This is a genomic window from Kitasatospora sp. NPDC024654, from assembly GCF_055559155.1.
Window position 1 is genome coordinate 20,965 of sequence record NZ_JBVHLF010000041.1, and the last position, 22,470, is coordinate 43,434.

A 22,470-nucleotide genomic window follows, 5' to 3' on the forward strand; every position below is an offset into this window, starting at 1 on the left:
CCGACCCTACTGCTCGCCTTCGAGGGACCGCCCGGCCACGAGTACGCCGTCGACGCGATGCTCGCCGCCGTCCCGCACCCGGGGCACGGCGACGTCACGGTCGTGCCCGGTGCTCTCGGGACCTGCGCCGGCCGCGTCACCGCCGCGTCGCGGTCGCGCCGGTCCGACGATCGCGCCCGCCCGGTCCCGGTCGGTCAGTGGCGCAGGACGTGGAGCGTGAGCCGGTTGGGGCGGTCGTTGAGGCCGGTGCCGGAGGTGACCGTGACCGCGTTCTGGTGGGCGGGGGCCTTGGCGGAGAGGGCGACGCGGAACATGAAGCGCGCGGCGTGGCCGTTGGCGAGCCGCTGGGCGAGGGACGAGGTGTCGGCGCCCAGGCCCGAGTCGCAGCCCGGCAGCACCGGTAGCGGCTGCCACGCGCCGTTCCTCATCACCTGGACGCTGAGGTCGCCGGGGTGGAGGCCGTCGGCGCCCCGGGCGCCGGTGAGGACCAGCGAGGGGGCGATCCGCGGATAGTCGGTGCCGGTGAGGTTGGCCATCTCCAGGCCGATGACGACCGGTCTGCCGCCCGCCGTGATGCTGCTCGGCTGGTCGGGCAGGAAGGCGCTGGCCGCGGTGCCCTGGTGGCCCGCGGTGGACGCGGTGCCGGGGCACGCGGGGGTGGGCGCGGCGGCCGGGGCCGCGGCGGCGGAGAGCAGCGGCAGGCCGGCGCCGATCGCCAGGGCGGCGGCGGTTCCGGCCAGCAGGCGGGTGCGGCGGCGGGTGCTGGAACGAGCGGGCATCGGTGATCCCCCCAGGGAGCGCGAGTGCGGAGGGTGGGCTGGGGTGAGAATTCCCTTAGAACCATGTTCGGCCGGAACGGTGGAGTTGTCATCAGGAGGCCGCGCGCTGGGCCGGATGGGCGAGTCGGCCGCCGGGCACCGGCACGGGTGCCCCCTAGGGGACCGGGCTCGGCACGTCATCCCGCGGATGGAGTGACGCCTCGTCACTCGAGCTAACGCCAGAAACCGTTGGCGCCCGATAGGTTCGAGCGGTGTCCACAGCCCCTGCACCGCCCGTCATCAGGACGGACGCCCTCACCAAGCGGTTCCCCCGGGTCACCGCCCTCGACCAGCTGACCGTGGAGGTGCGGCCGGGGGTGGTCGGCCTGGTCGGGGCCAACGGCGCGGGCAAGTCCACGCTCATCAAGATCCTGCTCGGCCTCTCCCCGGCCACCTCCGGAACCGGCGAGGTGCTCGGGCTGGACGTCGCCACCGAGGGCTCGGCGATCCGCGAGCGGGTCGGCTACATGCCCGAGCACGACTGCCTGCCGCCGGACGTCTCGGCCACCGAGTTCGTGGTGCACATGGCCCGGATGGCCGGCCTGCCCGCCGCCGCGGCCCGCGAGCGGACCGCCGACACGCTGCGTCACGTCGGGCTGTACGAGGAGCGCTACCGCCCGATGGGCGGCTACTCGACCGGCATGAAGCAGCGCGTGAAGCTGGCCCAGGCGCTGGTCCACGACCCGAGGCTGGTGCTGTTGGACGAGCCGACCAACGGACTCGACCCGGTCGGCCGGGACGACATGCTGGAGCTGATCCGCCGGGTCCACCACGAGTTCGGCATCTCCGTGCTGGTCACCACGCACCTGCTCGGCGAGCTGGAGCGCACCTGCGACCACCTGGTGGTGATCGACGGCGGCCGGCTGCTGCGTTCCTCCTCCACCGCCTCCTTCACCGAGGCGACCCGGCTGCTGGCGGTGGAGGTCACCGACCCGGTCGGCGACCAGCCCGCCTTCGACGCCGACCGGGCGGTCCGCGAGCGGCTCACCGCCGCCGGGCTGACCGTCCGCGCCGAGGGCTCGCGGATCCTGCTGGTGGAGCTGGCCGGCGAGCAGACCTACGACATCGTTCGCGACACCGTCGCCGGCCTCGGGCTCGGTCTGGTCCGCCTGGAACAGCGCCGGCACCGGGTCTCCGAGATCTTCGCCCGGGAGGCAGCCGATGACCGTACCGCCTGACGCCGCGGCCTTACCACCGGCGGCCACCGGGCCCCGTGCCGACGGGGTGATCCACGACATCGGCTACCGCGGCTACCAGGGCCCCCGGCTCGGCCGCTCCTACGCCACCCGCTCGCTCTTCACCCAGGGCCTGCGCGGCGCCTTCGGCCTCGGCCGCGCCGGCCGGTCCAAGGTGCTGCCGATGTTGATCGTGGCGGCGATGGCGCTGCCGGCCGCGGCGCTGGTGGCGATCACCGTGCTGCAGCACGGCACCCGCCTGGTCACGGACTATCCGCAGTACCTGGACGGCGTCGGACTGCTCTTCGCGGAGATCTTCGTGGCCGCCCAGGCGCCGGTGCTGCTCTCCCGCGACCTGCGCAACCACACCGTGCCGCTGTACTTCTCCCGCCCGATCACCCGCACCGACTACGTGCGCGCCAAGGCCGCGGCGATGGTCTGCGCCCTGCTGGTGGTGATGGCGTCGCCGCTGCTGATCCTCTACGTCGGCGCACTGCTCGGCGGACTGGACCTCGGCCACAACACCGCGCACCTCGGCTTCGGCCTGCTGGCCGCGCTGCTCTACGCCGTGGTCTTCTCGGCGGTCGGCCTGCTGATCGCCGCGGCCACCCCACGCCGCGGCTTCGGAGTGGCCGCGATCATGGGCCTGCTGGTGGTCAGCCAGCTGATCGCGAGCATCCTGTCGGCGTTGCTCGACAACCGCGTGGGGGACTCCTCGCGCTGGCCGTACCTGCTGTCACCGAGCAGTCTGGTGCAGCTCTTCACCAACCAGGTCTGCGGCCTGGCCCGGCAGGGCGGCGCGCCGGGCACCCCCGCCGGGGCGGTCGGCGCGGCGGTCTTCGGGCTGGCGATCGCCGGCCTGGTGGCCGGCTCGTACGGGCTGCTGCTGCGCCGCTACCGGAACATCTGAGGGGGCGTCATGGCTGTCATCGGCATCGACCGGGTCTCCCGCTGGTTCGGCAACGTGGTCGCCGTCAACGACGTGTCGATGAGCATCGGCCCGGGCGTCACCGGCCTGCTCGGGCCGAACGGCGCGGGCAAGTCCACGCTCATCCACCTGATGAGCGGCTTCCTGGCCCCCTCGACGGGCTCGGTCACCCTGGACGGCGCGCCGATCTGGCGCAACCAGCAGGTGTACCGGGCGATCGGCCTGGTCCCGGAACGGGAGTCGATGTACGACCACCTGACCGGCTGGGAGTTCGTGCTCGCCAACGCAGAGCTGCACGGGCTGCCGGACCCGGGCGCCGCCGCCCGCCGGGCGCTCGCCCTGGTCGAGATGGAGCACGCTCGGGAGCGCCCGACCGGCACCTACTCCAAGGGCATGAAGCAGCGGGTCAAGATGGCCTCGGCGCTGGTCCACGACCCGGCCGTGCTCCTGCTCGACGAACCGTTCAACGGCATGGACCCGCGCCAGCGGCTGCAGCTGATGGAGCTGCTGCGCCGGTTCGGGGCGGACGGCCGGACGGTGCTGTTCTCCTCGCACATCCTCGAGGAGGTCGAGCAACTGGCCCGGCACATCGAGGTGGTGGTGGCCGGCCGGCACGCGGCCTCCGGCGACTTCCGCCGGATCCGCCGGCTGATGACCGACCGTCCGCACCGCTACCTGGTCCGCTCCAGCGACGACCGCCGGCTCGCCGCCGCGCTGATCGCGGACGGCTCGACGGCCGGGATCGAGCTGGACCGGAAGGAGGGCGGCCTGCGGGTCCAGGCGATCGACTTCCAGGGCTTCACCACGCTGCTGCCGCGGGTCGCCCAGGCGGCCGGGATCCGGCTCCTCACCGTCTCCCCCGCGGACGAGTCGCTGGAGAGCGTCTTCTCCTACCTGGTCGCCTCCTGAGGGCCCCCACCCCACCCCACCCCACCCCACCCCACCCCACCGCACGCACTCGAAAGGCTGGCCCCGTGCTGCACCCCATCCTGCGGACGACCGTGGCCCGGCTGACCGTCCGCGGCCTGCTCGGCAGCCGGCGCGGCCTCCTGCTGCTGGTCGTCCCGGGCCTGCTGCTGCTGATGTCCGTGATCGCCCGCGGCTCGAGCGCCGACAAGCAGCAGCTGACCGCCACCATCCTCGGCCAGCTCGGCCTGGGCACCCTGGTCCCGCTGCTCGGCGTGGTGGTCGGTACCGGCGTGATCTCCACCGAGATCGACGACGGCTCGATCGTCTACCTGCTCGCCAAGCCGCTGCCGCGCTGGCAGATCATCACCACCAAGTTGATCGTGGCGGTGCTGACCAGCTGGGTGGTGGCGGCCGTGCCGACCCTGCTGGCCGGGCTGGTCCTCTACGGCACGAAGGACGCACTGGCGGTCGGCTACGCGGTCGGCGTCCTGGTGGCCAGCACCGCCTACAGCTCGCTCTTCCTGCTGCTCGGCGTGGTGACCCGGAACGCCGTGGTGGCCGGCTTGGCCTACGCGCTGATCTGGGAGAGCGTGGTCGGCAACTTCGTCGAGGGCGCCCGGACCCTCTCGGTGCAGCAGTGGGGGCTCGCGGTGGCCAGGGCGGTGGCGCCGCACGGGGGGATCAGCACGAACGTCGGGCTCGGCGCGGCGGTGCCGTTGCTGGTGCTGGTCACGGTCGGGGCCGGCTGGCTGGCCGCGGCCCGGCTGGCCGGCCTCACCCTGGCCGCCGGGGACTGACGGAGGACCGACGGCAGAACGACGGACGGCACCCGGCGATGGGCCGGGTGCCGTCCGTCGTTCTGCCGTCGTTACAGCGTGCGGTCCCGCCCGGCGCCGAGCCCGGCCGCCGCCGCGATGCCCGCGAAGACCAGCATCAGCACCAGCGGCACCGTCCAGCCGCCGGTCAGCTGGTGCAGCGCCCCGGCGCCCACCGGCCCGGCGGCGGCGATCAGGTAGCCGACCGCCTGGGTCATCCCGCCCAGCTGGGCAGCGCCGGCCGCGCTGTCGGTGCGCAGCACGATGAACGCCAGCGCCAGCCCGAGCGAGCCGCCCTGGGCCACCCCGAGCACCGCCGCCACCAGCCAGGCGCCCGACACCGGTGCCACCAGCAGCCCGGTGATCCCGGCCGCGTTCAGCACCGCCATCGCCAGCGCCAGACCGCTCTGCCGCCGCAGCCGGCCGGCCAGCAGCGGTACCAGGAACGCCCCGGCCACCTGCACCAGGTTGCTGAAGGCGAAGACCAGGCCGGCCTCGTCCCGGCTCATCCCGTGGGCCGCCAGGATCGTCGGCATCCAGGCCACCAGGGTGTAGACGAGCAGCGAGGAGATGCCCATGAAGAGGCTGATCTGCCAGGCGAGCGGGAGCCGCCAGATCCCGTTGATCGGCCGCGCCACGGCCGCCGTCGGCCGCACCGGAGCGGCCTCGGCCGTCCGCGGCTGCCGGGCGCGGAGCACCTGCGGCAGCCACGCGATCGCCGCGACCAGCGCGAGCAGCGACCAGGTGCCCAGCGAGGCTCGCCAGCCGCCGCCCAGTGCGTGCTCCAGCGGCACCGACGAGCCGGCCGCCAGGGTCGCGCCGACCAGCATGGTGGTCGAGTAGACGCCGGTCATGGTGGCGGCCCGGTCCGGGAACTCGCGCTTCACCAGCCCGGGCATCGAGACGTTCAGCACCGCGATCGCCACGCCGATCACCACGCAGCCCGCGTAGAGCGCGACCACCGAGGGCAGCACCCGCAGCAGCACGCCCGCGCCCAGCACCAGCACCGCTCCGAGCACCACCCGCTCGGTGCCGAACCGCCGGGTGAGCCGCGGGGTGAGCGGCGCGCCGACGCCCTGGAAGAGCACCGGCACGGTGGTGATCAGCCCGCTCGCAGTGGTGGAGAGGCCGAAGGTGCGCTGGATCTCGCCGACCATCGGGGAGATGGCCGCGAGGCAGGCGCGCATGTTCAGGGCGACCAGGACGATCCCGGTGAGCAGCAGGGCAGGGTGCGCGAGCCGGTCGCGGACGGGGACGGCCGGAGTGGCCACCGGCCGCTGGGCACGGGTGACGGGCATGGTTGTGCTTTCTCGGTACGGGGGGACGGCAGGAGGCGTGGGGAGGGGGTGCCCGGCGTTACTTGCGGGCCGCGAACTCGGCGAGCAGCTGCTCGACCGCGGCCGTCGGGCCGTTCAGCAGGGCGCGACAGGCCACCTCGGCCCGCTCGGGGTCGCCGCTCTCGATGGCGTCGACCAGGGCCTCGTGGGTGGCGACGACCACCTCGGGCATCTCGTGGTCGCCGAACGCGGTGTGCATGGCCTCCCGGACGGAGGCGCTGAAGTAGCGGTACAGCTCGGCCAGGGCCGGGTTGTGGGCGGCCTCGACCACGGCGGTGTGGAACTCCAGGTCGTGTTCGACGGTGGCCTCACGGGCGACCCGCTCGCTGTGCGCGGCGATCACCTCGGCCTCCCGGGCCAGCGCCGCGCGCATCCGCTCCAGGTCCTCGGCGGTGTGCCGGACGGCCGCCAGCCGGGCGGCCTCGGCCTCCAGTGCGGCCCGGACCTCCAGGACGTCCCGGACGCCCGAGCGCTGGACGCCGCGCAGCACCGAGGCCGGGTCGCTGGTGCTGCGCACGAAGGTGCCCTCGCCCTGCCGGGAGACCAGCATCCCGGCGTGCACCAGCACCCGGATCGCCTCCCGGACGGTGTTGCGGCCGACCTGGAGCTGTTCGGCCAGCTCGTGCTCGGTGGGGATCCGTTCCCCGACGGCCCAGGCCCCGGCGGCCAGCTGCTCGCGGAGCTGCTCGATGGCGAGGTCGACCAGCGACCGGCGCCCGGTGGCGTGCAGGTTCCCGTTGGTCATCACGCCACCTCCGCTCCGTTCGGGGACTCCCTTGCCCGGTCATCCTACAACCGGTTGTCCGACAACCCGACCGCACTCGGGGCGGTGTGGCCGGGATCGCACCCCGTACGCTGGCCTGGGCCGTCACACGGCGCGTCAGGTCACCGAAGAGAGGCGCGAGATGGGTCCGCTGTCCGTCCCCGGTCCGTTGGTTTCCGTCGACTGGCTGGCCGAGCGGTTGGGCCACCCCGAGCTGGTGGTGCTGGACGCGAGCGTGGGTCCGTACCGTGGGGCGGAGCGGCGGATCCCCGGGGCCCGGGTCTTCGACCTCGACGGCGCGCTCTCCGACCAGGCCAGCCCACTGCCGCACACCATGCCCGACCCGGAGGCCCTCACTCGGGAGCTCCGGGCGCTCGGGGTGGGCGACCGCAGCACGGTGGTGGCCTACGACGCCGCCGGTGTCTATTCCAGTGCCCGAGCCTGGTGGATGCTGCGGGCGATGGGCTTCGACCGGGCCGCCGTGCTGGACGGCGGCCTGCCGGCGTGGCTCGCCGCCGGTCTGCCGGAGCGGCCCGCCGGCCCGGCCGGGCAGCCGCGCCCCGGCGACTTCACGGCCCGGCCGCGCCCGGGGCTGATCGTGGACCACGGCGCGGTGGCGGCGGCGCTGGCCGACGACGCCTCGGTGGTGCTCGACGCCCGGACCCGGGAGCGCTTCACCGGGCAGGCCGCGGAGCCCCGGCCCGGGCTGCGCGGTGGGCACATGCCCGGGGCGGTGAACCTGCCGTTCGGTGAACTCCAGCGGGACGGCCGGATGCTCCCCCCGGACGAACTCCGGGCCCGCTTCGGTGCCCTGGTCGCCGGGCGCGAGCGGCTGGTGGTCAGCTGCGGCTCCGGGGTCACCGCCTGCGTGCTGGCGCTCGGCGCCGAGCTGGCCGGCTACCGCGACCTGGCGGTCTACGACGGCTCGTGGAGCGAGTGGGGACTGCCGTCCGAGCGGCCGGTGGTGACGGGCTGAGCATCCGTCGGCGGCTGTGATCCTGATAACTACGGCGGTGGCCACCGGAACCGTGGGTCGATTCGCGGTGTTCTCATAACACTGAACTGCTCGGCCGGGCAGGTAAAGCGGATCCCACGCACTACTCAAGTGTTGGTCTCTTTATATGCTCCGCAGAAGCTCATACGTGTCTGCCGCCGGCGAAGGGTTTACGAATGTCAGGCCAGAGGGCGGGGACGTCCGGCCAGAGCGCCGGGGGACGGCGGGCGGGGGACGTCCCGCGGCGGGGCGTGCCCGCCCAGGGCGGCCCGCGGCCCGGCGGTCGGGCCCGGGCCCGACGCGCCCAGGGCAGGAATGCGCGCCCGAAGCGCAACGCCAGGAAGGTGCTCGCCTGGACCTCGGCGGCGGTCGTGCTGGTGGTCGCGGCCGGCGGCGGGGCGATCTACTACAAGCTCGACGGCAACATCAAGAGCTTCGACAAGGCCGGGATCAGTGCCAACCGCCCGCCGGAGGCCACCGCCGACGCCAACGGCAACAAGCCGGTCAACGTGCTGCTGATCGGTTCGGACTCGCGCGGCGGGAACAACGTCGACCTCGGCGGCGGCGGTGACGACGGCGCCCGCTCGGACACCACGATCCTGCTGCACGTCTACGCCGATCACAAGCACGCTGTGGGCATCTCGTTCCCGCGCGACTCGCTGGTCGAGATCCCGCCCTGCCTGGTCAACAACAAGTGGACCAAAACGCAGACCAATGTGATGTTCAACTCGGCGTTCGCGATGGGCAATACCGACCAGGGCAACCCGGCCTGCACGCAGAACACCGTCGAGCACCTCACCGGGATGCGGGTGGACCACACCATGGTGGTCGACTTCTCCGGCTTCTCCGCGATGACCAGCGCGATCGGCGGCGTCGACGTCTGCGTGCCGAAGGCGGTCTACGAGGGTGACCTCAACCCCAACCTCGGCCACAAGGGCAAGCAGATCTTCGCCCAGGGCGTGCAGCAGGTCTCCGGCCAGCAGGCGCTGGACTACGTCCGGGTCCGGCACGGGATAGGCGACGGCTCGGACATCGGCCGGATGCAGCGGCAGCAGGCCTTCCTCTCCTCGATGATCAAGAAGGTCAAGGGCGGGGGGATGGATCCGACCACCCTGCTGCCGCTCGCGGACGCCGCCACCAAGTCGCTGACCGTCGACCCGGGGCTGGACTCGGCCGCCAAGCTGATGTCCTTCGCGCTCTCGATGAAGTCCATCGACCTGCACGACATCAAGTTCATCACGGTGCCCTGGCGGTTCGAGGGCCCGCGGGTCTCCTGGGTGCACCCGGACGTCGACAAGCTGTGGGCCGCGCTCAAGGCCGACAAGACGCTGGACGGCCAGGACGCCAGCGGTGGCCAGCAGTCCGGTTCGGCGGCCGCATCGGCCACCCCGCCGCCCGCCGCGGGCAGCGTGAACGGTGCCGGCGCCCGGGTGACCGTCTACAACGGCACCACCACCAAGGGCCTGACCGTCACCGCCTCGGCGAAGCTCAAGGACGCGAACTTCACCGTGGTCGGCACCGCCAACGCGGCCGAGCAGACGCACGACACCACGGTGATCCAGTACGGCAGTGGCAATGCGCAGGCCGCCCAGACGCTGGCCCAGCTCTTCCCGGGCGCGACGCTGGAGAAGAGCACCGGGACCGGCCTGAGCGTGGTCCTCGGCAAGGACTTCGCCGCGGCCAACGGCGGTGCGGCGCCCGCCGCCAGCGTCGCTCCCGGCCCGCTGCCGAGCAGCATCACCGACGGCGGTCGGACGGCGGACGACGACCCGTGCGCCAACGTCAGCTACAGCGGCTGACGGCCCACCAGGACATCACGGGGCGTCACCGGGCGTCAGTCGTACAGTCGTTCCAGCACCACGGCCACGCCGTCCTCGTCGTTGCCCGCGGTCACCTCGTCGGCGACGGCGCGCACCTCCTGGTGCGCGCCCGCCATGGCGACCGCGTACCGGGCCCAGCGGAACATCGGCAGGTCGTTGGGCATGTCGCCGAAGGCGATGGTGTCCGCCCCGCGCAGACCGAGCCGGCGGGCCGCGACGGCCAGCCCGGTGGCCTTGGAGAGCCCGAGCGGCAGCAGTTCGACCAGGCCCGGGCCGGCCACGGTGACCCCGACCAGGCCGCCGACCACCCGCCGGGCGGTCTCGGCCAGCGCGTCGTCGTCCAACTCGGGGTGCTGGAGGTAGAGCTTGCTGATCGGTGCGGCGAACAGCTCGTCCTCGGTCTCGACCCGGGCCACCGGCAGCTCGCCGCCGACCGTCAGCCGGTAGTCGGGCCGGGCCAGCACGGTGCCCTCCAGCCCGTCCTGGTTGGCCGCCACCGCGAGCCGGCCCAGCTCGGCGGTCAGCTTCTCCAGGGCCAGCCGGCCGGTCCGGCGGTCCAGCGTCATCGAGGTGAGCAGCCTGTCCGCGCCGGCGTCGTACACCTGGGCGCCCTGGCCGCAGACCGCCAGGCCCGTGTAGCCGATGGCGTCGAAGACCGGCCGGGCCCAGGGCGCCGACCGGCCGGTGACCACGATGTGCACCGCCCCGGCCGCCATGGCGGCGGCCAGGGCGGCCCGGGTGCGGTCGGAGACCGTCTCCGCGGAGCTGAGCAGCGTGCCGTCCAGGTCGGTCGCGACCAGCCGGTACGCCGGCTCGGTCACTTGACCGGGTCCAGCGTGGTCCGGCCGCCGAGGTAGGGACGCAGCGCCTCCGGCAGGACGACCGAGCCGTCGGCCTGCTGGTGGTTCTCCAGGATCGCCACGATGGTCCGCGGCACGGCGACCAGGGTGCCGTTCAGGGTGGCCAGCGGGCGGACCTTGCCCTCCTCGCGCACCCGGATGGAGAGCCGGCGGGACTGGTACTCGGTGGTGTTGGAGGTCGAGGTGACCTCGCGGTACTTGCCCTGGGTCGGGATCCAGGCCTCGATGTCGAACTTGCGGGCGGCCGAGGAGCCGAGGTCGCCGGAGGCGACGTCGATCACCCGGTAGGGGAGCTCCAGCGCGTCGAGGAAGTCCTTCTCCCACTGGAGCAGCCGGCGGTGCTCCGCCTGGGCCTCCTCCGGCGTGGTGTAGACGAACATCTCGACCTTGTCGAACTGGTGCACCCGGATGATGCCGCGGGTGTCCTTGCCGTAGGTGCCCGCCTCGCGGCGGAAGCAGGACGAGAAGCCGGCGTAGCGCAGCGGGAGCTGCTCGGCCTCCAGGATCTCGTCCATGTGGTACGCCGCCAGCGGCACCTCGCTGGTGCCGACCAGGTAGCGCTCCTCCTGCTCCAGGAAGTACACGTTCTCGGCGGCCTGGCCGAGGAAGCCGGTGCCGTCCATCGCGGCGGGCTTGACCAGGGTCGGCGTGATCATCGGGACGAAGCCGGCCGCGGTGGCCTGCGCCATCGCCATGTTGACCAGGGCGAGCTCCAGCAGCGCGCCGACGCCGGTCAGGTAGTAGGAGCGCGAGCCGGCCACCTTGGCGCCGCGCTCGGTGTCGATCGCGCCCAGCAGCTGGCCGAGCTCCACGTGGTCCCGGGGTTCGAAGCCCTCGGCCGCGAAGTCGCGCGGGGTGCCGATCTCCTCCAGGGTGACGAAGTCCTCCTCGCCACCGACCGGGGCGTCCGGGTCGATCAGGTTCGCCAGCCGGCGGACCAGCGCCTCGGCCTCCTCCTTGGCGGCGGTCTGCTCGGCGTCGGCGGCCTTCACCTCGGCGGCCAGCGACTTGGTCCGCTCCAGCAGGGCGGCCTTCTCCTCGCCCTGGGCCTTCGGGACCTGCTTGCCGAGCAGCTTCTGCTCGTTGCGCAGTTCGTCGAAGCGACTGCCCGAGGACCGGCGGCGCTCATCGGCGGCGAGCAGGGCGTCGACCAGGTCGACGTCCTCGCCACGGGCGCGCTGCGAGGCGCGCACTCGGTCAGGGTCCTCACGAAGCAGGCGAAGGTCAATCACGGGGCCCAGCCTACCGGGGCAGGGCTGGCCGACCGTACTGCTTTGAGCGCCTGGGGATAACCACTGCCGTCCTGTGGATAACTTGCCGCCGGCTCGTGCTGCCCGCGACTTGTCCACAGGCCGCGCCGGCTGCCTGTGGATGACGGAGTGATCAGCGGTCACTGGGTGTGAAATCGGTAATCCGAGGTTTCAAACCTCGATTGGGCCACAAAGTCGAGCGAATTCTCTCGCTCGATCGGGTGACTTAATGGCACAAGGGTGACTCTGGTGTGATTGGTCCGTTCTTGGTGGCTTGCAGCTGATCGGATCGGACCTGTGAGTAGCTATGCCGGTTTGTCGACTCATCCCCAGGCCTGTGGATAACCCGTGGCCACCGGGCCTGCTGGGGATGACGGGATTCACCGCCCGGCCTGTGGATGACGGTCGGCCGCGGGCGCACCGGCATTCCGAATGGCCGGCCGCCGTTCACCGTCCGTTCAGGCGAGCCGGTATTCGGGCTTCATTCAGACTTCGCCGCGACCGTCCAGGCAGCGCGCCAGCCAGTCGGCGGCGTCGACGAAATCCCGGTCCGAGGTCCCCGGCCGGCGGCCGGCCGGATCCCGGCGGTCGGCTCGCGGATAGGAGCCGAGGAACCGCACCTGCGGGCAGATCCGTCGCAGCCCCATCAACGCCTCGCCGACCCGCCGCTCGGTCAGGTGCCCCTCGCAGTCGAACGAGAAGCAGTAGTTGCCGAGCCCCTGCCCGGTCGGCCGGGACTCGATCCGCATCAGGTTGACCCCGCGCACCGCGAACTCCTGCAGCAGCTCCAGCAGCGCGCCCGGGTGGTCGTCGCGCAGCCAGACCACCATCGAGGTCTTGTCCGCGCCGGTCGGCGAGGAAACCCGGCCCGGCCGGCCGACCAGCACGAACCGGGTGGCCGCGTTCTCCGCGTCGTGGATCCCGGTGACCAGCGGCTCCAGCCCGTACAGCGCGGCCGCGAACTCGCCCGCGAAGGCGCCGTCGAACCGCCCCTCCTGCACCAGTCGGGCGCCGTCCGCGTTGGAGGCCGCCGACTCCCAGCGGGCCTCCGGCAGGTGCTTGCCCAGCCAGCGGCGGACCTGCGGCTGGGCCACCGGGTGGCTGGTGACGGTCTTGACGTCGGCCAGCGTGGTGCCGGGCCGGACCAGCAGCGCGAAGGCGATCGGCAGCAGCACCTCGCGGTAGATCATCAGCGGCGCCCCGGTGGCCAGTTCGTCGGCGGTCGCGGTGACCGCGCCCTCCACCGAGTTCTCGATCGGCACGAACGCCCCGGCGGCCTCGCCGGCCCGCACCGCGTCCAGTGCGGCCGGCACCGAGCCGACCGGCACCAGCTCGCGGGTCGCCGCCTCGGGCAGAGTGTGCAGGGCAGCCTCCGTGAAGGTGCCCGCGGGCCCGAGGTAGGTGTAGCGGGTGGCCGACATTTCGTGCCTCCGGACGATTCCACACAGCAGAGCCAGACCCGCCACCCTATCCCTCCGGCCCGCCACCGGAGGGATGAGTCCAGACTGTGGTCAGCCCTCCAGCAGGGCCTGCCCGAGGTAGCCGTCGCCGCCCGCCGGCACCCCCGGCGGCACCGCGTACAGCCCGCTCGCCTCGTGCTTCAGGAACCGCTGGAGCCCGTCCCCGCGGGACAGTTGGCGCTGTACCGGGACGAAGCCGCGGGCCGGGTCGGCCTGGAAGGCGAGGAAGAGCAGCCCGGCGTCCGGCGCGCCGTCCGGCCGGATCCCGTCCGCGTACGAGAAGCCGCGGCGCAGCATCGCCGCCCCGTCGTTGCTCGCGGGCGCGGCGGAGCGGATGTGCGCGTCGGCGGGGATCGCCAGCGAGCCGTCCGGGTTCTGCTTGGTCAGGTCGACCGGGGTGAACTCGGTGCCGCCGGAGAGCGGCGCGCCGTCCGACTTGCGCCGCCCGATCACCCGTTCCTGGCGGTCGGTGGAGATGTTGTCCCAGTCGTCCAGCAGCATCCGGATCCGCCGCATCACCAGGTAGCTGCCGCCGGACATCCAGCCGGGCCCGGTGCTGAAGACCTTCGCCGCGAAGTCGGCGTCGGTGGACTTGGGGTTGTTGGTGCCGTCCACCTGGCCCATCAGGTTGCGCGGGGTCCGCGGCCGCGCGGTGGCGCCCGGGGTGCGGCTGAAGCCGGCCATCTGCCAGCGCGGGGTGGCCACTTCGGCGGCCTGGTGCTGGAGCACCCGCAGCGCGTGGTAGACGACCAGCCCGTCGTCCGCGCCGATCTGCAGCCAGAGGTCGCCGTCGCTGCGGGCCGGGTCGAGGGCGTCCTCGGGGAAGGCCGGCAGCGGGGCCAGCGCGGCGGGGCGCTTGGCCTGCAGCCCGGTCCTGTCGAAGAGCGTGCTGCCGAAGCCGACCGTGACGGTGAGCGAGCAGGGGCCGGCGTCCAGGGCGATCTGGTTCTCGCCGTCGCCGGCCGGCTCGCCCGCCGCCAGCAGGGCGATGGTGGCGGACCAGCGCTTGAGCAGTGCCTGGAGGCCGGCCGCGCCCGCGCCGGGGGTCAGGTCGAAGGCGGCCAGCTGCACGTGGGCCTGCGCCGGCTCGACGATGCCGGCCTGGTGTGGGCCCCGGAAGTCGATCCGGCCGGCGCCCAGGCTGGGGGCGCTGGCCTGGGCGGGGACGATCGCGGCATGGCCGAGCGCGCCGCCGGCCGCGCCGGCCACCAGGCCCGCCCCGGCGCCGCCGAGCAGTGCGCGGCGGGAGAAACCGCCGCTGGTGGAGGGTGTCATGAGCCTGTTTCAGCCGATCTTGACGGATTTGGTCTCGATGTCGTTGTCGATGGCCGAGGAGCGGACCGTCACCGCGGCCACCCACTCGCCCGTCAGCGGGAGCTGCGGGTCCCCGGTCCAGGTGCCGGTGCCGGTCTTGTTGAGGGTCACCGGCAGGGGACCGAGGTCGCGGTCCGGGAGGGTGAAGGAGAGGTCCACCTCGGGGACGTCCACCGGCTTGCCGGTGGAGTCGGCGATCACCAGCTCCACCTGGTTGGCGCCGGTCCGGGCCGGGTCCAGGGTCAGCGTCGCGGTGCCCTTGGCGCCGGCCTCGGTGCCGCCGGTGTTGTAGGGGATGATCAGCCGCACGGGCTGCCCGGAGCCGGCCGACGGCGCCTGGGCGGAACTCGCCGCCACCTCGGCGGCCACCCGGCCGGGCGCCTGGTTGGTCAGCAGCGTGGTCACCACCAGCACCACCACGGCGACCGCGGTCTCCACCAGCACCGAGCGGCGCAGCCCGGCCCGGACCGGCGAGCCGTCCTGCGCCCGGCGCACCTTGGCGCTGGCCAGCGCGGCGCGCTGGCGCTCCAACTGGGCCCGCCGCCGCGGGTCCTCGGACGCCTCGGCGCCGGCCGGCATCGGCACGGGATCCGTGGCACCCTCCGCCGCCACCAGGTCGCTCCCGCCCGCCGCCCGCAGCCGGGCGGCCCAGCGGCGGGAGAGCCCGGCCGCCGCCAGCATCACCGCCACGCAGCCGACCTTGATCAGCAGCAGCTGCCCGTACTCGGTGTCCACCAGTGCGTGCCAGGACCAGCCGATCCCCCGCCAGGCCTGGTACAGCCCGGTGGCCACCAGCACCGCCACCGACGTGAAGGCCACCTTGGAGAAGCGGTCCACCTCGGCCGACCCGGCCCCGTGCCGCAGTCCGACCAGCAGCGTCACCAGCCCGCCCAGCCAGCAGGCCATCGCCAGCAGGTGCAGCAGGTCGAACGGCAGCGCGAGCCAGACCTGGATGCCGACCGCGGCGTGGTCCGCCGCGGACCAGGTGGCGCCGAGCGCCAGCGCCAGCAGCAGCCCCGCGACGCCGAGCACCAGCCGGGCCTCGCGCTGCGGGCGCTCCGCCGCGCGCCGCTCCAGCTGACGCAGTTCGTCCTCCTCCGGATCCCCGGTGGGCTCCAGCGGCGGCGCGGCGGCCGGGGTCTGGCCCAACTGCCCGACCAGCAGCGACAGGAAGACGCCGGCCGCGGCGAGCAGCAGCAGCCGGGCGGCCAACGCGGTGCCCAGCCGCTCGTCCAGGCTGCTGCGCACCAGCGCCAGATCGAACATCTTGCCGAGCCCGCCGCCGCTCTCGTACGGCCCGCGGGCCAGCAGCACCGCGACGGTGGCGGTCAGCAGCGCCACCCAGCCGGTCATCAGCAGCCGTTGCACCGCGCGCACGCCCGCCCCGCGCGGCCAGCAGAGCAGCACGAACGCGGCCACCCCGACCAGCAGTGCGTACGCGCCGTACGCCACCGCGCGTCCGGTCCCGTACAGCGCCGAGACCACCGGCGCGGCCTGCGCGCCCTGGATCTGCGAGGCGGAGACCGAGGTGTCCGAGGGCGCGCCGATCGAGAAGGTGAAGGCCCCGCCGACCACGTGGGTGTCGGCCGAGACGACGCGCCAGGCCACCGTGTAGGTGCCGTTGGCGAGCCCGGCGCGCAGGCCGACCTGGGCGGTGTCGTCCCTCCCCCCGGCGTGCCCCGGGTTTCCGGTGTCCGCGGCCTTCCCGGACGGGTCGAGCACCCGCACCGAGTCGGAGGAGAGGGTGACCCCCTCGCTGAAGGTCAGCGTCACCTCGGTCGGCGCGGTCGCCACCACCGAGTTCTGCGCGGGGTCGGTCTGCAGCAGCGCCGCGTGCGCGGCGGCCGGACCGGCCGTGCCGAGCAGCAGTACCAACAGTGCGCCGACGGTGGTCAGTACCGCCCTGGCTCTGCGCATGGTCTCTCAGCTCCCGGGTCGGTAGGTGAGGGGCTTCACCGGCACCTGGACGGCGATCGTGCCGCTGTGCGCGAAGGTGAGGTCGAGTTCCAGCTGGTCTCCGACAGCAGGCTTCCGCTGCCATCCCATGATCATGAGGTGCAGCCCGCCGCGGCTCAGCTGCAACTCGCCGTTGGCGGGCACCGGGAGGTCGCTGACCTCCTCCATGGTGGTGTCGGTGGACCTGTGCAGGGTGATCGAACTGGCCCCCGGGCTGGTCACCTTGACCAGCGTGTCGGGGCTGCCGCCCTGGTTCTCCACCGTCAGGTAGCCGGCCGCCATGCCGTCGCCGGCGGGCAGCGGTATGTAGGGGTCGGTGACGCTGAGCTTGGCCGCGGTCGGGTGGCCGGAGCCGCCGCAGGCGACCACCACCGCGCCGGCGGCCAGTACGGCGGCCAGCGCCGCTCCGCCCAGCGAGGCTCGTCGGAAACCGGTCACGTCGCCGGCACCCCCTTGGCGAGCAGCGGCAGGTCGTGGCTGAAGACGTCGATCGAGCTGTTGCTCAGGTAGAGCACGTGCGCCTTGTTGTCGGAGGGCAGGAAGGCCAGCACCTGGGCGCCGTGCGAGGAGGTGACCGTGCCGTCCTTGTTGACGACCGGGTCCTCGACCAGGATGCCCAGCGACTTGGCCGCCGCCTTGACCTCGTCCAGGTTGCCGGTCAGCCCGATGAAGTTCTTGTCGAACGAGTCCAGCCAGGTGCGCAGCACGGTCGGGGTGTCGCGGGCCGGGTCGGTGGAGACGAAGACCACGTCGATCTTCTTCTGCTCGTCCGGCGGCAGCTTCTGCATCGCCACGCCGATGTCGCCCATGGTGGTCGGGCACACGTCGGGGCAGTCGGTGTAGCCGAAGAAGAGCAGCGTGGTGACCCCGTCGGTGCGCTGGCGCAGGTCGAACGGCTGGCCGCTGGTGTCGGGCAGCACCAGGTCGGGCTTGGTGAAGGGGTTGGTCAGCGGGGTGCCCTCGTACGGCGACTTGACCGCCTGCTGCTGGACGACGGCGGAGCCGCTGCTGTTGGCGTTGGCGGATGAGCAGGCGGACAGTGCGAGGGCGGCGGTGAGGGCCAGCGCGGCGACCACGGCGGGCCGGCGACGTGACGTCATGAGGTGCATGGTGGTCCGATCGAAGCTCGGGGGCTCTGGGGGCTCTGGAGGCCCGCCGGGGCCGGGCGGGAGCGCCGCACGGCCCCGGCGGCCGGGGGTCAGGAGGCGTTCTTGCGGCGCAGGCCGACCACGCCGAGCGCGGTGCCGGCCAGGCCGACGACCAGGCCCGCCACGCCGAGGGCGCGGGCGGTGTCGTCGGTGGACTTGGCCGTCGTGGGGGCGGCGCTGTTCTGCGCGGCGGGGGCGGCCGAGGCGGTGCCGGCCTTGGGGGTGAGGGTCAGCGTCGGGGCCGGGTGCTGCGGCTCCGGCTGGCCCGGCTTGGCCTCGTCGATCCAGCGGACCACGGTGCCGTCGCTGTAGGTCTGCAGCGCCTTGAAGACCACCTTGTCGGTGCTGGTCGGAAGCGGGCCGAGGGAGACCTTGAACTCCTGGAACTGGCCGGGGGCGATCCCGCCGCCGGCGTCGGCGGTCCAGGTGATCTTGGTGACGGCCTGGGTGATGCTGCCGTCGTCGGTCTTGATCGGGGTCGACAGCTGGCTCTTCTCCAGCGCGGCGGTCCAGCCCGGCACCGGCTGCGTGGCCACCGAGGCGATCGGCTGGTCGGCGGGGAGGTCGACCTCCAGCTTGGTGGTGCTCGCGGTGTCGCTCTCGTCCGGCACCCGGAAGGCGACGGCGGTGTAGCCGCCCTGGGTCGCGGTCCCCGGCTGCACGGTGACGTGCGCGAAGGCGGGGACGGCGGCGGCCAGCACGGTGCCCGCGGCGAGCGCGGCGGTGGTGACCAGGCGGCGGGCAGGAATCGAACGCATGAGTGCGGTGATCTCCATCGGGAGCAGGGCACACGGGTGCCCTGGAGACGGGGGAATGACGACGTCGTGCGCGTCGCGCGCCCCCGCTCCCGGCGCCGGCACTCGGCTCGGCGACGGCGGGTCAGCGCGCGAACGCCGCCATCGGCGGACCCCGACGGATCACGCTGTGCCGCAGTGCGGCCGCCACCGGCAGCCGTGCGCTCCCCGCGTCCGGGCGCGCCGCCCGGACGGTCGGCTCCGGCGCCCCGAGCAGGCCCCGCAGCAGCGCGGCGAGCAGCAGGAACGCCGTCCGCACCGAGGCCGCCCCGGCCCGGGCGACCGTGCCGGCCAGCCGGACCAGCCGCCAGAGCGCGGCCTCGCCGCGGCGCAGCCACCAGCCGGCGACCACGGCGGCCAGCAGGTGACCGGCCAGCATCGCCGGGGTCAGGCCGAACTGCCACCAGGGCATGCCGGTGGCGGCGTGGTAGGCCTGCGGGTTCAGCCCGGCGGCGCTGATCAGCTGCTGCGGCGTGACGCCGGGCGGCAGCGTGTGCGGCACGCCGTGCCCGTGGTCGTTGCAGACCAGGGCGCCCGCGACCTGCTCCATCGTCATGCCGGGCATCGCCTGGCCGGTGCTGTGGAAGAGCAGGTGCAGACCGAGCTGACCGATCCCGAGCGAGCCGGCGATCCCGGTCAGCGAGCGCTCCCGCCCGCTGAGCAGCGCGGCGAGCGCGCAGACCGCGGCGAAGCCGAGGGCCAGGGTGCTCAGGGCGATCCCGCCGCCGCCCGCCAGGCAGTGCCCGGCCGCCGCGATCACGCTGCAGACCAGCGCGAACGGCACCGCGCGCAGCAGCCGCAGGTCCCAGGCGGCCGCGGCGGCCCGGCGCACCGGGTCGGCGGTGCCCGGCTGCGGGGTGGGATGGCGGTCAGTCATGGCCGGGCCATCATCTCATCGGGGTCCGCGCCGCCCGGGGCGGGGGCACGGGTGACCCTCTCCCACCCCCCGGGCGGGGCCCGCGGACGCAGGGGCGTGCGGGTGGACCCGCGCGCCGCTCGGCACAGCGTGCCGTCCCAGTCCATCCGCCGAACGGGCGGACCGGGACTCGCCGGACGGTTCGCCACCCGATCGGTCGGCAATACCTAGTTGTATGTGGAGCCGCAGCCAGGAGGGACCTGTCGTGGACATCTGGTGGACTCTGCATCTCAAGCGTGACCTGGCCAGCGTTCCGCTGGCCCGGCGCGTCCTGCTCGGCACCATGGAGAGTGCCGGGGTCGATCCGCAGATCGCCCACGATCTGGGCGTCGCGCTGACCGAGGCGTGCGCCAACGCGGTCGAGCACGCCGGCGGTGGGCGGCCGGACGAGTGCTTCCAGGTCACCGCCGCGCTGGAGGGTGACCTGCTGCGGATCGAGGTCATCGACTCCGGGCCCGGTCTGGCGGTCGCCCCGCACCTGGTGCCGCGGCTGGTGCCGACCAGGCACGCGCCGGCGCCGACCCGGCCGGCCGGCCGCGGCCTGCGCCGGCGCCGTGGCCGGGCCTCGCTGCCGGCGCACGCGCTGGCTCTGGGAGCCCGCCGGCTGCACGGCTTCGACCGGCCCGCGCCGTACGACACGCACGTGCTGCCGGTCGGTCGGCCGCTCCCGGCCGGCCCGCGGCTCGCCGACCTGGACACGCCGCCCGACCCGTTCGCCGAGAGCGGTCGCGGTCTCTTCCTGATCCGTGCCCTCACCGACCACGTCCAGCTGCGGAACCACCCGCTGCGCGGTGCGATCGTCAGCTTCGACAAGGTGCTCAAACGGCGTGGCGAGTCGGTGCTCCGGGTGGCCTCCTGAGGCTCGCCCGGCGCGGCGACGACCAGCCGCACCCGGCCGCCGACGACCACGACTGGGTACTGGTCCGGCTCGGCCTGCCGGGCGTGGTGCACGGCGTGGTGGTGGACACCGCGCACTTCCGCGGCAACCATCCGCAGCAGATCAGCCTGGAGGCCACCGAGCTGCCCGGCACCCCCGGCCCCGAGGAACTGCTCGCGCCGGACCTGAAGTGGCAGGAGATCGTCCCGCGCGGCGCCGTGCGCGGCCACGCGGCCAACGGCTTCCCGGTGGCCGACCGCCGCCGCTGGACCCACCTGCGGCTCAAGCAGTACCCCGACGGTGGGATCGCCCGACTGCGGGTGCGCGGCGAGTCCCGGCCCGACCAGGCCTGGCTGGCCGCGCTCGGCCGCTTCGACCTGGCTGCGCTGGAGCACGGCGGCGCCATCGAGGACGCCTCCGACCGGTTCTTCTCGCCGCCGGTCAACCTGATCCTGCCGGGCCGCTCCGGCAGCATGGGCGAGGGCTGGGAGAACCGCCGCCGGCGGGACGGCGGCCACGACTGGGTCCGGCTCCGGCTGGCCGGTCGCGGGCTGGTCGGCGCGGTGGAGCTGGACACCGGTAACTACGTCGGCAACGCCGCCGGTTGGGCCGCCGTGCTGGGCTTCGACGCGAGCACCGGCGGCGACCCGGCGGCCGGACGCCTGGTTCGAGCTGGTGCCGCGGACCCGGCTGCAGCCGGACGCCGTGCACCGGTTCCCGGTCGAGCGCCCGCGTCCGGCCACCCACGCCCGGCTGGACGTCTTCCCGGACGGCGGGGTCGCCCGGCTGCGCCTGCACGGTTCGCTCGCCTAGCGTTTGGGACGGGCCGGGAGCACAGTTGACGTATGTTGCACATGATGCGCGCGGAGTACGGCGAAGCGGGCCCGACCGGCCCGGTGAAGCAGTGGCACATGGTCCAGGACGAGAAGACCGTGAGCCTGTGCGGACGGGAGCTGGCGGTGGACTCCGCCACCCGCCCGTCCACCGAGTGGGGGACGACCGAGGAGGGCTGCTGCCGGATGTGCGGCGTGCTGTGGTTCCAGTCGGTGCCGTTCCTGGCCGACGAGCACGACCGGTCGTCGTACCTGCCGTAGCGCCCCGCCGCCCGGTGCGGGCCGCCCGGTCCGGGGCGGCCCGCCGGCGGTCAGCGGTAGGCGGACTCGCCGGTGATGGCCTCGCCGAGCACCAGGGTGTGGATCTCGCTGGTGCCCTCGTAGGTGAGCACCGACTCCAGGTTGTTGGCGTGCCGCAGCACCGGGTAGGCGGTGGTGATGCCGTTGGCGCCCAGCACCGTACGGGCGCTGCGGGCGATCTCCAGCGCGCTGCGGACGTTGTTCAGCTTGCCGAAACTGACGTGCGCCGCGCGGGACTTGCCCTCCTCCTTGAGCCGGCCGACCCGCCAGGCGACCAGGTAGGCCTTCTCGAGCTCCAGCGCCATCTCGACCAGCTTCTGCTGGGTGAGCTGGAAGGCCGCGATCGGCCGGTCGAACTGCACCCGGCTCTTCGCGTACTCCAGGGCGCTCTGGTAGCAGTCCCGGGCCGCGCCGACCGCGCCCCAGAGGATCCCGTAGCGGGCCTCGTTCAGGCAGGAGAGCGGGCCGCGCAGCCCGCTGACGCCCGGCAGCACGGCGTCGGCGGGCAGCAGTACCTCGTCGAAGGAGAGCTCGCTGGTGACCGAGGCGCGCAGCGAGAGCTTGCCGTGCACGTCGCGCGCGGTGAAGCCGCGGGCCTCGCGCGGGACCAGGAAGCCCCGGACGCCCTCGTCGGTCTGCGCCCAGACCACCGCGACGTCCGAGACACTGCCGTTGGTGATCCACATCTTGCTGCCGGAGAGCACCCAGTCGCCGCCCTTGCGACGGGCGGTGGTGCGCATGTTGGCCGGGTCGGAGCCGAAGTCCGGCTCGGTCAGGGCGAAGCAGCCGATCGCCCGGCCGGCCGCCAACTCCGGTAGCCAGCGCTGCTTCTGCTCCTCGGCGCCGAAGGCGTGGATCGCCCGCATCGCCAGCGAGCCCTGCACCGAGACGAAGCTGCGCAGGCCCGAGTCGGCGGCCTCCAACTCCAGGCAGGCCACTCCGTACGCGACGGCCGAGGCGCCGGCGCAGCCGTAGCCGTCCAGGTGCATGCCGAGCAGGCCCAACGCGCCCAGCTCCGGCGCGAGTTCGCGGGCCGGGAAGACGCCCTGCTCGAACCAGTCGGCAAGGTGCGGGCGGATCCGGTCGTCGGCGAAGCGGCGCACGGTGTCGCGGACCAACCGCTCCTCGTCGGAGAGCAGTTCGCCCACCGCGAGCAGGTCGAGCGGGTCGGGGCCGCCGGGGCGGGCTGCGCTGGCCATCAGG

Annotated in this window: 21 protein-coding genes and 1 pseudogene; 9 read left to right on the forward strand and 13 right to left on the reverse strand. The window is 73.7% G+C overall.

Annotation, left to right across the window (positions count from 1 at the left end; translation table 11 throughout):
- Positions 1–194: 194 nt before the first annotated feature.
- Positions 195–779, reverse strand: a complete 585-nt coding sequence (locus ACZ38L_RS23270; RefSeq protein WP_465696636.1) for a hypothetical protein — start codon at positions 777–779, stop codon at positions 195–197.
- 251 nt (positions 780–1,030) lie between these two features.
- Between ACZ38L_RS23270 and ACZ38L_RS23275 the strand changes: the two genes are divergently transcribed.
- From ACZ38L_RS23275 to ACZ38L_RS23290, 4 genes are all read left to right on the forward strand, one after another.
- Positions 1,031–1,996, forward strand: coding sequence for an ABC transporter ATP-binding protein (locus ACZ38L_RS23275; RefSeq protein WP_465696638.1), 966 nt, complete (start codon positions 1,031–1,033; stop codon positions 1,994–1,996).
- On the forward strand, positions 1,980–2,903 hold the full coding sequence (locus ACZ38L_RS23280) for an ABC transporter permease (RefSeq protein WP_465696640.1): 924 nt from the start codon (positions 1,980–1,982) through the stop codon (positions 2,901–2,903). Before ACZ38L_RS23275 ends, ACZ38L_RS23280 begins: the two co-directional genes overlap by 17 nt.
- Before the next feature lie 9 nt (positions 2,904–2,912).
- A complete protein-coding gene (locus ACZ38L_RS23285) occupies positions 2,913–3,830 on the forward strand; it encodes an ABC transporter ATP-binding protein (RefSeq protein ID WP_465696642.1) in 918 nt (305 codons plus the stop codon).
- 77 nt (positions 3,831–3,907) lie between these two features.
- A complete protein-coding gene (locus ACZ38L_RS23290) occupies positions 3,908–4,627 on the forward strand; it encodes an ABC transporter permease (protein ID WP_465696724.1) in 720 nt (239 codons plus the stop codon).
- Between the two features lie 71 nt (positions 4,628–4,698).
- On the opposite strand, the gene ACZ38L_RS23295 is transcribed toward ACZ38L_RS23290, so the two are convergent.
- Entirely contained in the window at positions 4,699–5,943 is a 1,245-nt protein-coding gene (locus ACZ38L_RS23295) for a CynX/NimT family MFS transporter (protein WP_465696645.1), read from the reverse strand.
- 58 nt (positions 5,944–6,001) lie between these two features.
- The gene (locus tag ACZ38L_RS23300) at positions 6,002–6,727 is read right to left on the reverse strand and encodes a FadR/GntR family transcriptional regulator (protein WP_465696647.1); all 726 of its coding nucleotides are present in this window, start codon (positions 6,725–6,727) and stop codon (positions 6,002–6,004) included.
- Between the two features lie 160 nt (positions 6,728–6,887).
- On the opposite strand from ACZ38L_RS23300, the gene ACZ38L_RS23305 reads away from it, so the two are divergent.
- Positions 6,888–7,721, forward strand: coding sequence for a sulfurtransferase (locus tag ACZ38L_RS23305; RefSeq protein WP_465696649.1), 834 nt, complete (start codon positions 6,888–6,890; stop codon positions 7,719–7,721).
- A 194-nt stretch (positions 7,722–7,915) separates the two neighbouring features.
- Positions 7,916–9,538, forward strand: a complete 1,623-nt coding sequence (locus ACZ38L_RS23310) for an LCP family protein (protein ID WP_465696651.1) — start codon at positions 7,916–7,918, stop codon at positions 9,536–9,538.
- Positions 9,539–9,573: 35 nt separating this feature from the next.
- Here ACZ38L_RS23310 and ACZ38L_RS23315 read toward each other — a convergent pair whose 3' ends face one another.
- The 9 genes from ACZ38L_RS23315 to ACZ38L_RS23355 form a co-directional block, all read right to left on the reverse strand.
- On the reverse strand, positions 9,574–10,380 hold the full coding sequence (locus ACZ38L_RS23315; RefSeq protein ID WP_465696653.1) for an HAD family hydrolase: 807 nt from the start codon (positions 10,378–10,380) through the stop codon (positions 9,574–9,576).
- Complete coding sequence (gene serS, locus ACZ38L_RS23320; RefSeq protein ID WP_465696655.1) at positions 10,377–11,651, reverse strand: serine--tRNA ligase; 1,275 nt, start codon at positions 11,649–11,651, stop codon at positions 10,377–10,379. The genes ACZ38L_RS23315 and serS overlap by 4 nt, the downstream gene beginning before the upstream one ends.
- Positions 11,652–12,154: 503 nt before the next feature.
- Positions 12,155–13,090 (reverse strand): prephenate dehydratase, encoded by a 936-nt coding sequence (gene pheA / locus ACZ38L_RS23325; protein ID WP_396557041.1) that lies wholly within the window; start codon positions 13,088–13,090, stop codon positions 12,155–12,157.
- 90 nt (positions 13,091–13,180) lie between these two features.
- On the reverse strand, positions 13,181–14,404 hold the full coding sequence (gene efeB / locus ACZ38L_RS23330; protein ID WP_465696658.1) for an iron uptake transporter deferrochelatase/peroxidase subunit: 1,224 nt from the start codon (positions 14,402–14,404) through the stop codon (positions 13,181–13,183).
- Between the two features lie 9 nt (positions 14,405–14,413).
- On the reverse strand, positions 14,414–16,360 hold the full coding sequence (locus ACZ38L_RS23335) for a copper resistance protein CopC (RefSeq protein ID WP_465696661.1): 1,947 nt from the start codon (positions 16,358–16,360) through the stop codon (positions 14,414–14,416).
- 6 nt (positions 16,361–16,366) lie between these two features.
- Positions 16,367–16,837, reverse strand: a complete 471-nt coding sequence (locus ACZ38L_RS23340; RefSeq protein ID WP_465696663.1) for a copper chaperone PCu(A)C — start codon at positions 16,835–16,837, stop codon at positions 16,367–16,369.
- The gene (locus ACZ38L_RS23345) at positions 16,834–17,499 is read right to left on the reverse strand and encodes an SCO family protein (RefSeq protein WP_465696665.1); all 666 of its coding nucleotides are present in this window, start codon (positions 17,497–17,499) and stop codon (positions 16,834–16,836) included. Before ACZ38L_RS23345 ends, ACZ38L_RS23340 begins: the two co-directional genes overlap by 4 nt.
- A 98-nt stretch (positions 17,500–17,597) precedes the next feature.
- Positions 17,598–18,305: a YcnI family copper-binding membrane protein gene (locus tag ACZ38L_RS23350; protein WP_465696667.1), complete on the reverse strand. Its 708-nt coding sequence runs from the start codon at positions 18,303–18,305 to the stop codon at positions 17,598–17,600.
- A gap of 121 nt (positions 18,306–18,426) precedes the next feature.
- Positions 18,427–19,218, reverse strand: a complete 792-nt coding sequence (locus ACZ38L_RS23355) for a hypothetical protein (RefSeq protein ID WP_465696669.1) — start codon at positions 19,216–19,218, stop codon at positions 18,427–18,429.
- Positions 19,219–19,462: 244 nt separating this feature from the next.
- On the opposite strand from ACZ38L_RS23355, the gene ACZ38L_RS23360 reads away from it, so the two are divergent.
- The 3 genes and pseudogenes from ACZ38L_RS23360 (at position 19,463) to ACZ38L_RS23370 (ending at position 21,228) form a co-directional block, all read left to right on the forward strand.
- Positions 19,463–20,116 (forward strand): ATP-binding protein, encoded by a 654-nt coding sequence (locus ACZ38L_RS23360; RefSeq protein WP_465696671.1) that lies wholly within the window; start codon positions 19,463–19,465, stop codon positions 20,114–20,116.
- Positions 20,117–20,124: 8 nt separating this feature from the next.
- A pseudogene (gene alc / locus ACZ38L_RS23365) lies at positions 20,125–20,947 on the forward strand (allantoicase); the annotation flags it as partial.
- A 32-nt stretch (positions 20,948–20,979) separates the two neighbouring features.
- Positions 20,980–21,228, forward strand: coding sequence for a hypothetical protein (locus ACZ38L_RS23370; protein WP_465696673.1), 249 nt, complete (start codon positions 20,980–20,982; stop codon positions 21,226–21,228).
- Between the two features lie 50 nt (positions 21,229–21,278).
- Here ACZ38L_RS23370 and ACZ38L_RS23375 read toward each other — a convergent pair whose 3' ends face one another.
- Positions 21,279–22,466: an acyl-CoA dehydrogenase family protein gene (locus tag ACZ38L_RS23375; protein ID WP_465696675.1), complete on the reverse strand. Its 1,188-nt coding sequence runs from the start codon at positions 22,464–22,466 to the stop codon at positions 21,279–21,281.
- Between the last annotated feature and the right edge of the window lie 4 nt (positions 22,467–22,470).

Coding starts and splice junctions, on each gene's coding strand:
- pheA (WP_396557041.1), bottom strand. CDS start 13,090: ATGTCGGCCACCCGCTACACCTACCTCGGGCCCGCGGGCACCTTCACG.
- ACZ38L_RS23280 (WP_465696640.1), top strand. CDS start 1,980: ATGACCGTACCGCCTGACGCCGCGGCCTTACCACCGGCGGCCACCGGG.
- ACZ38L_RS23295 (WP_465696645.1), bottom strand. CDS start 5,943: ATGCCCGTCACCCGTGCCCAGCGGCCGGTGGCCACTCCGGCCGTCCCC.
- ACZ38L_RS23345 (WP_465696665.1), bottom strand. CDS start 17,499: ATGACGTCACGTCGCCGGCCCGCCGTGGTCGCCGCGCTGGCCCTCACC.
- ACZ38L_RS23305 (WP_465696649.1), top strand. CDS start 6,888: ATGGGTCCGCTGTCCGTCCCCGGTCCGTTGGTTTCCGTCGACTGGCTG.
- efeB (WP_465696658.1), bottom strand. CDS start 14,404: ATGACACCCTCCACCAGCGGCGGTTTCTCCCGCCGCGCACTGCTCGGC.
- ACZ38L_RS23270 (WP_465696636.1), bottom strand. CDS start 779: ATGCCCGCTCGTTCCAGCACCCGCCGCCGCACCCGCCTGCTGGCCGGA.
- ACZ38L_RS23375 (WP_465696675.1), bottom strand. CDS start 22,466: ATGGCCAGCGCAGCCCGCCCCGGCGGCCCCGACCCGCTCGACCTGCTC.
- ACZ38L_RS23310 (WP_465696651.1), top strand. CDS start 7,916: ATGTCAGGCCAGAGGGCGGGGACGTCCGGCCAGAGCGCCGGGGGACGG.
- ACZ38L_RS23335 (WP_465696661.1), bottom strand. CDS start 16,360: ATGCGCAGAGCCAGGGCGGTACTGACCACCGTCGGCGCACTGTTGGTA.
- ACZ38L_RS23350 (WP_465696667.1), bottom strand. CDS start 18,305: ATGCGTTCGATTCCTGCCCGCCGCCTGGTCACCACCGCCGCGCTCGCC.
- ACZ38L_RS23285 (WP_465696642.1), top strand. CDS start 2,913: ATGGCTGTCATCGGCATCGACCGGGTCTCCCGCTGGTTCGGCAACGTG.
- ACZ38L_RS23300 (WP_465696647.1), bottom strand. CDS start 6,727: ATGACCAACGGGAACCTGCACGCCACCGGGCGCCGGTCGCTGGTCGAC.
- ACZ38L_RS23355 (WP_465696669.1), bottom strand. CDS start 19,218: ATGACTGACCGCCATCCCACCCCGCAGCCGGGCACCGCCGACCCGGTG.
- ACZ38L_RS23370 (WP_465696673.1), top strand. CDS start 20,980: ATGTTGCACATGATGCGCGCGGAGTACGGCGAAGCGGGCCCGACCGGC.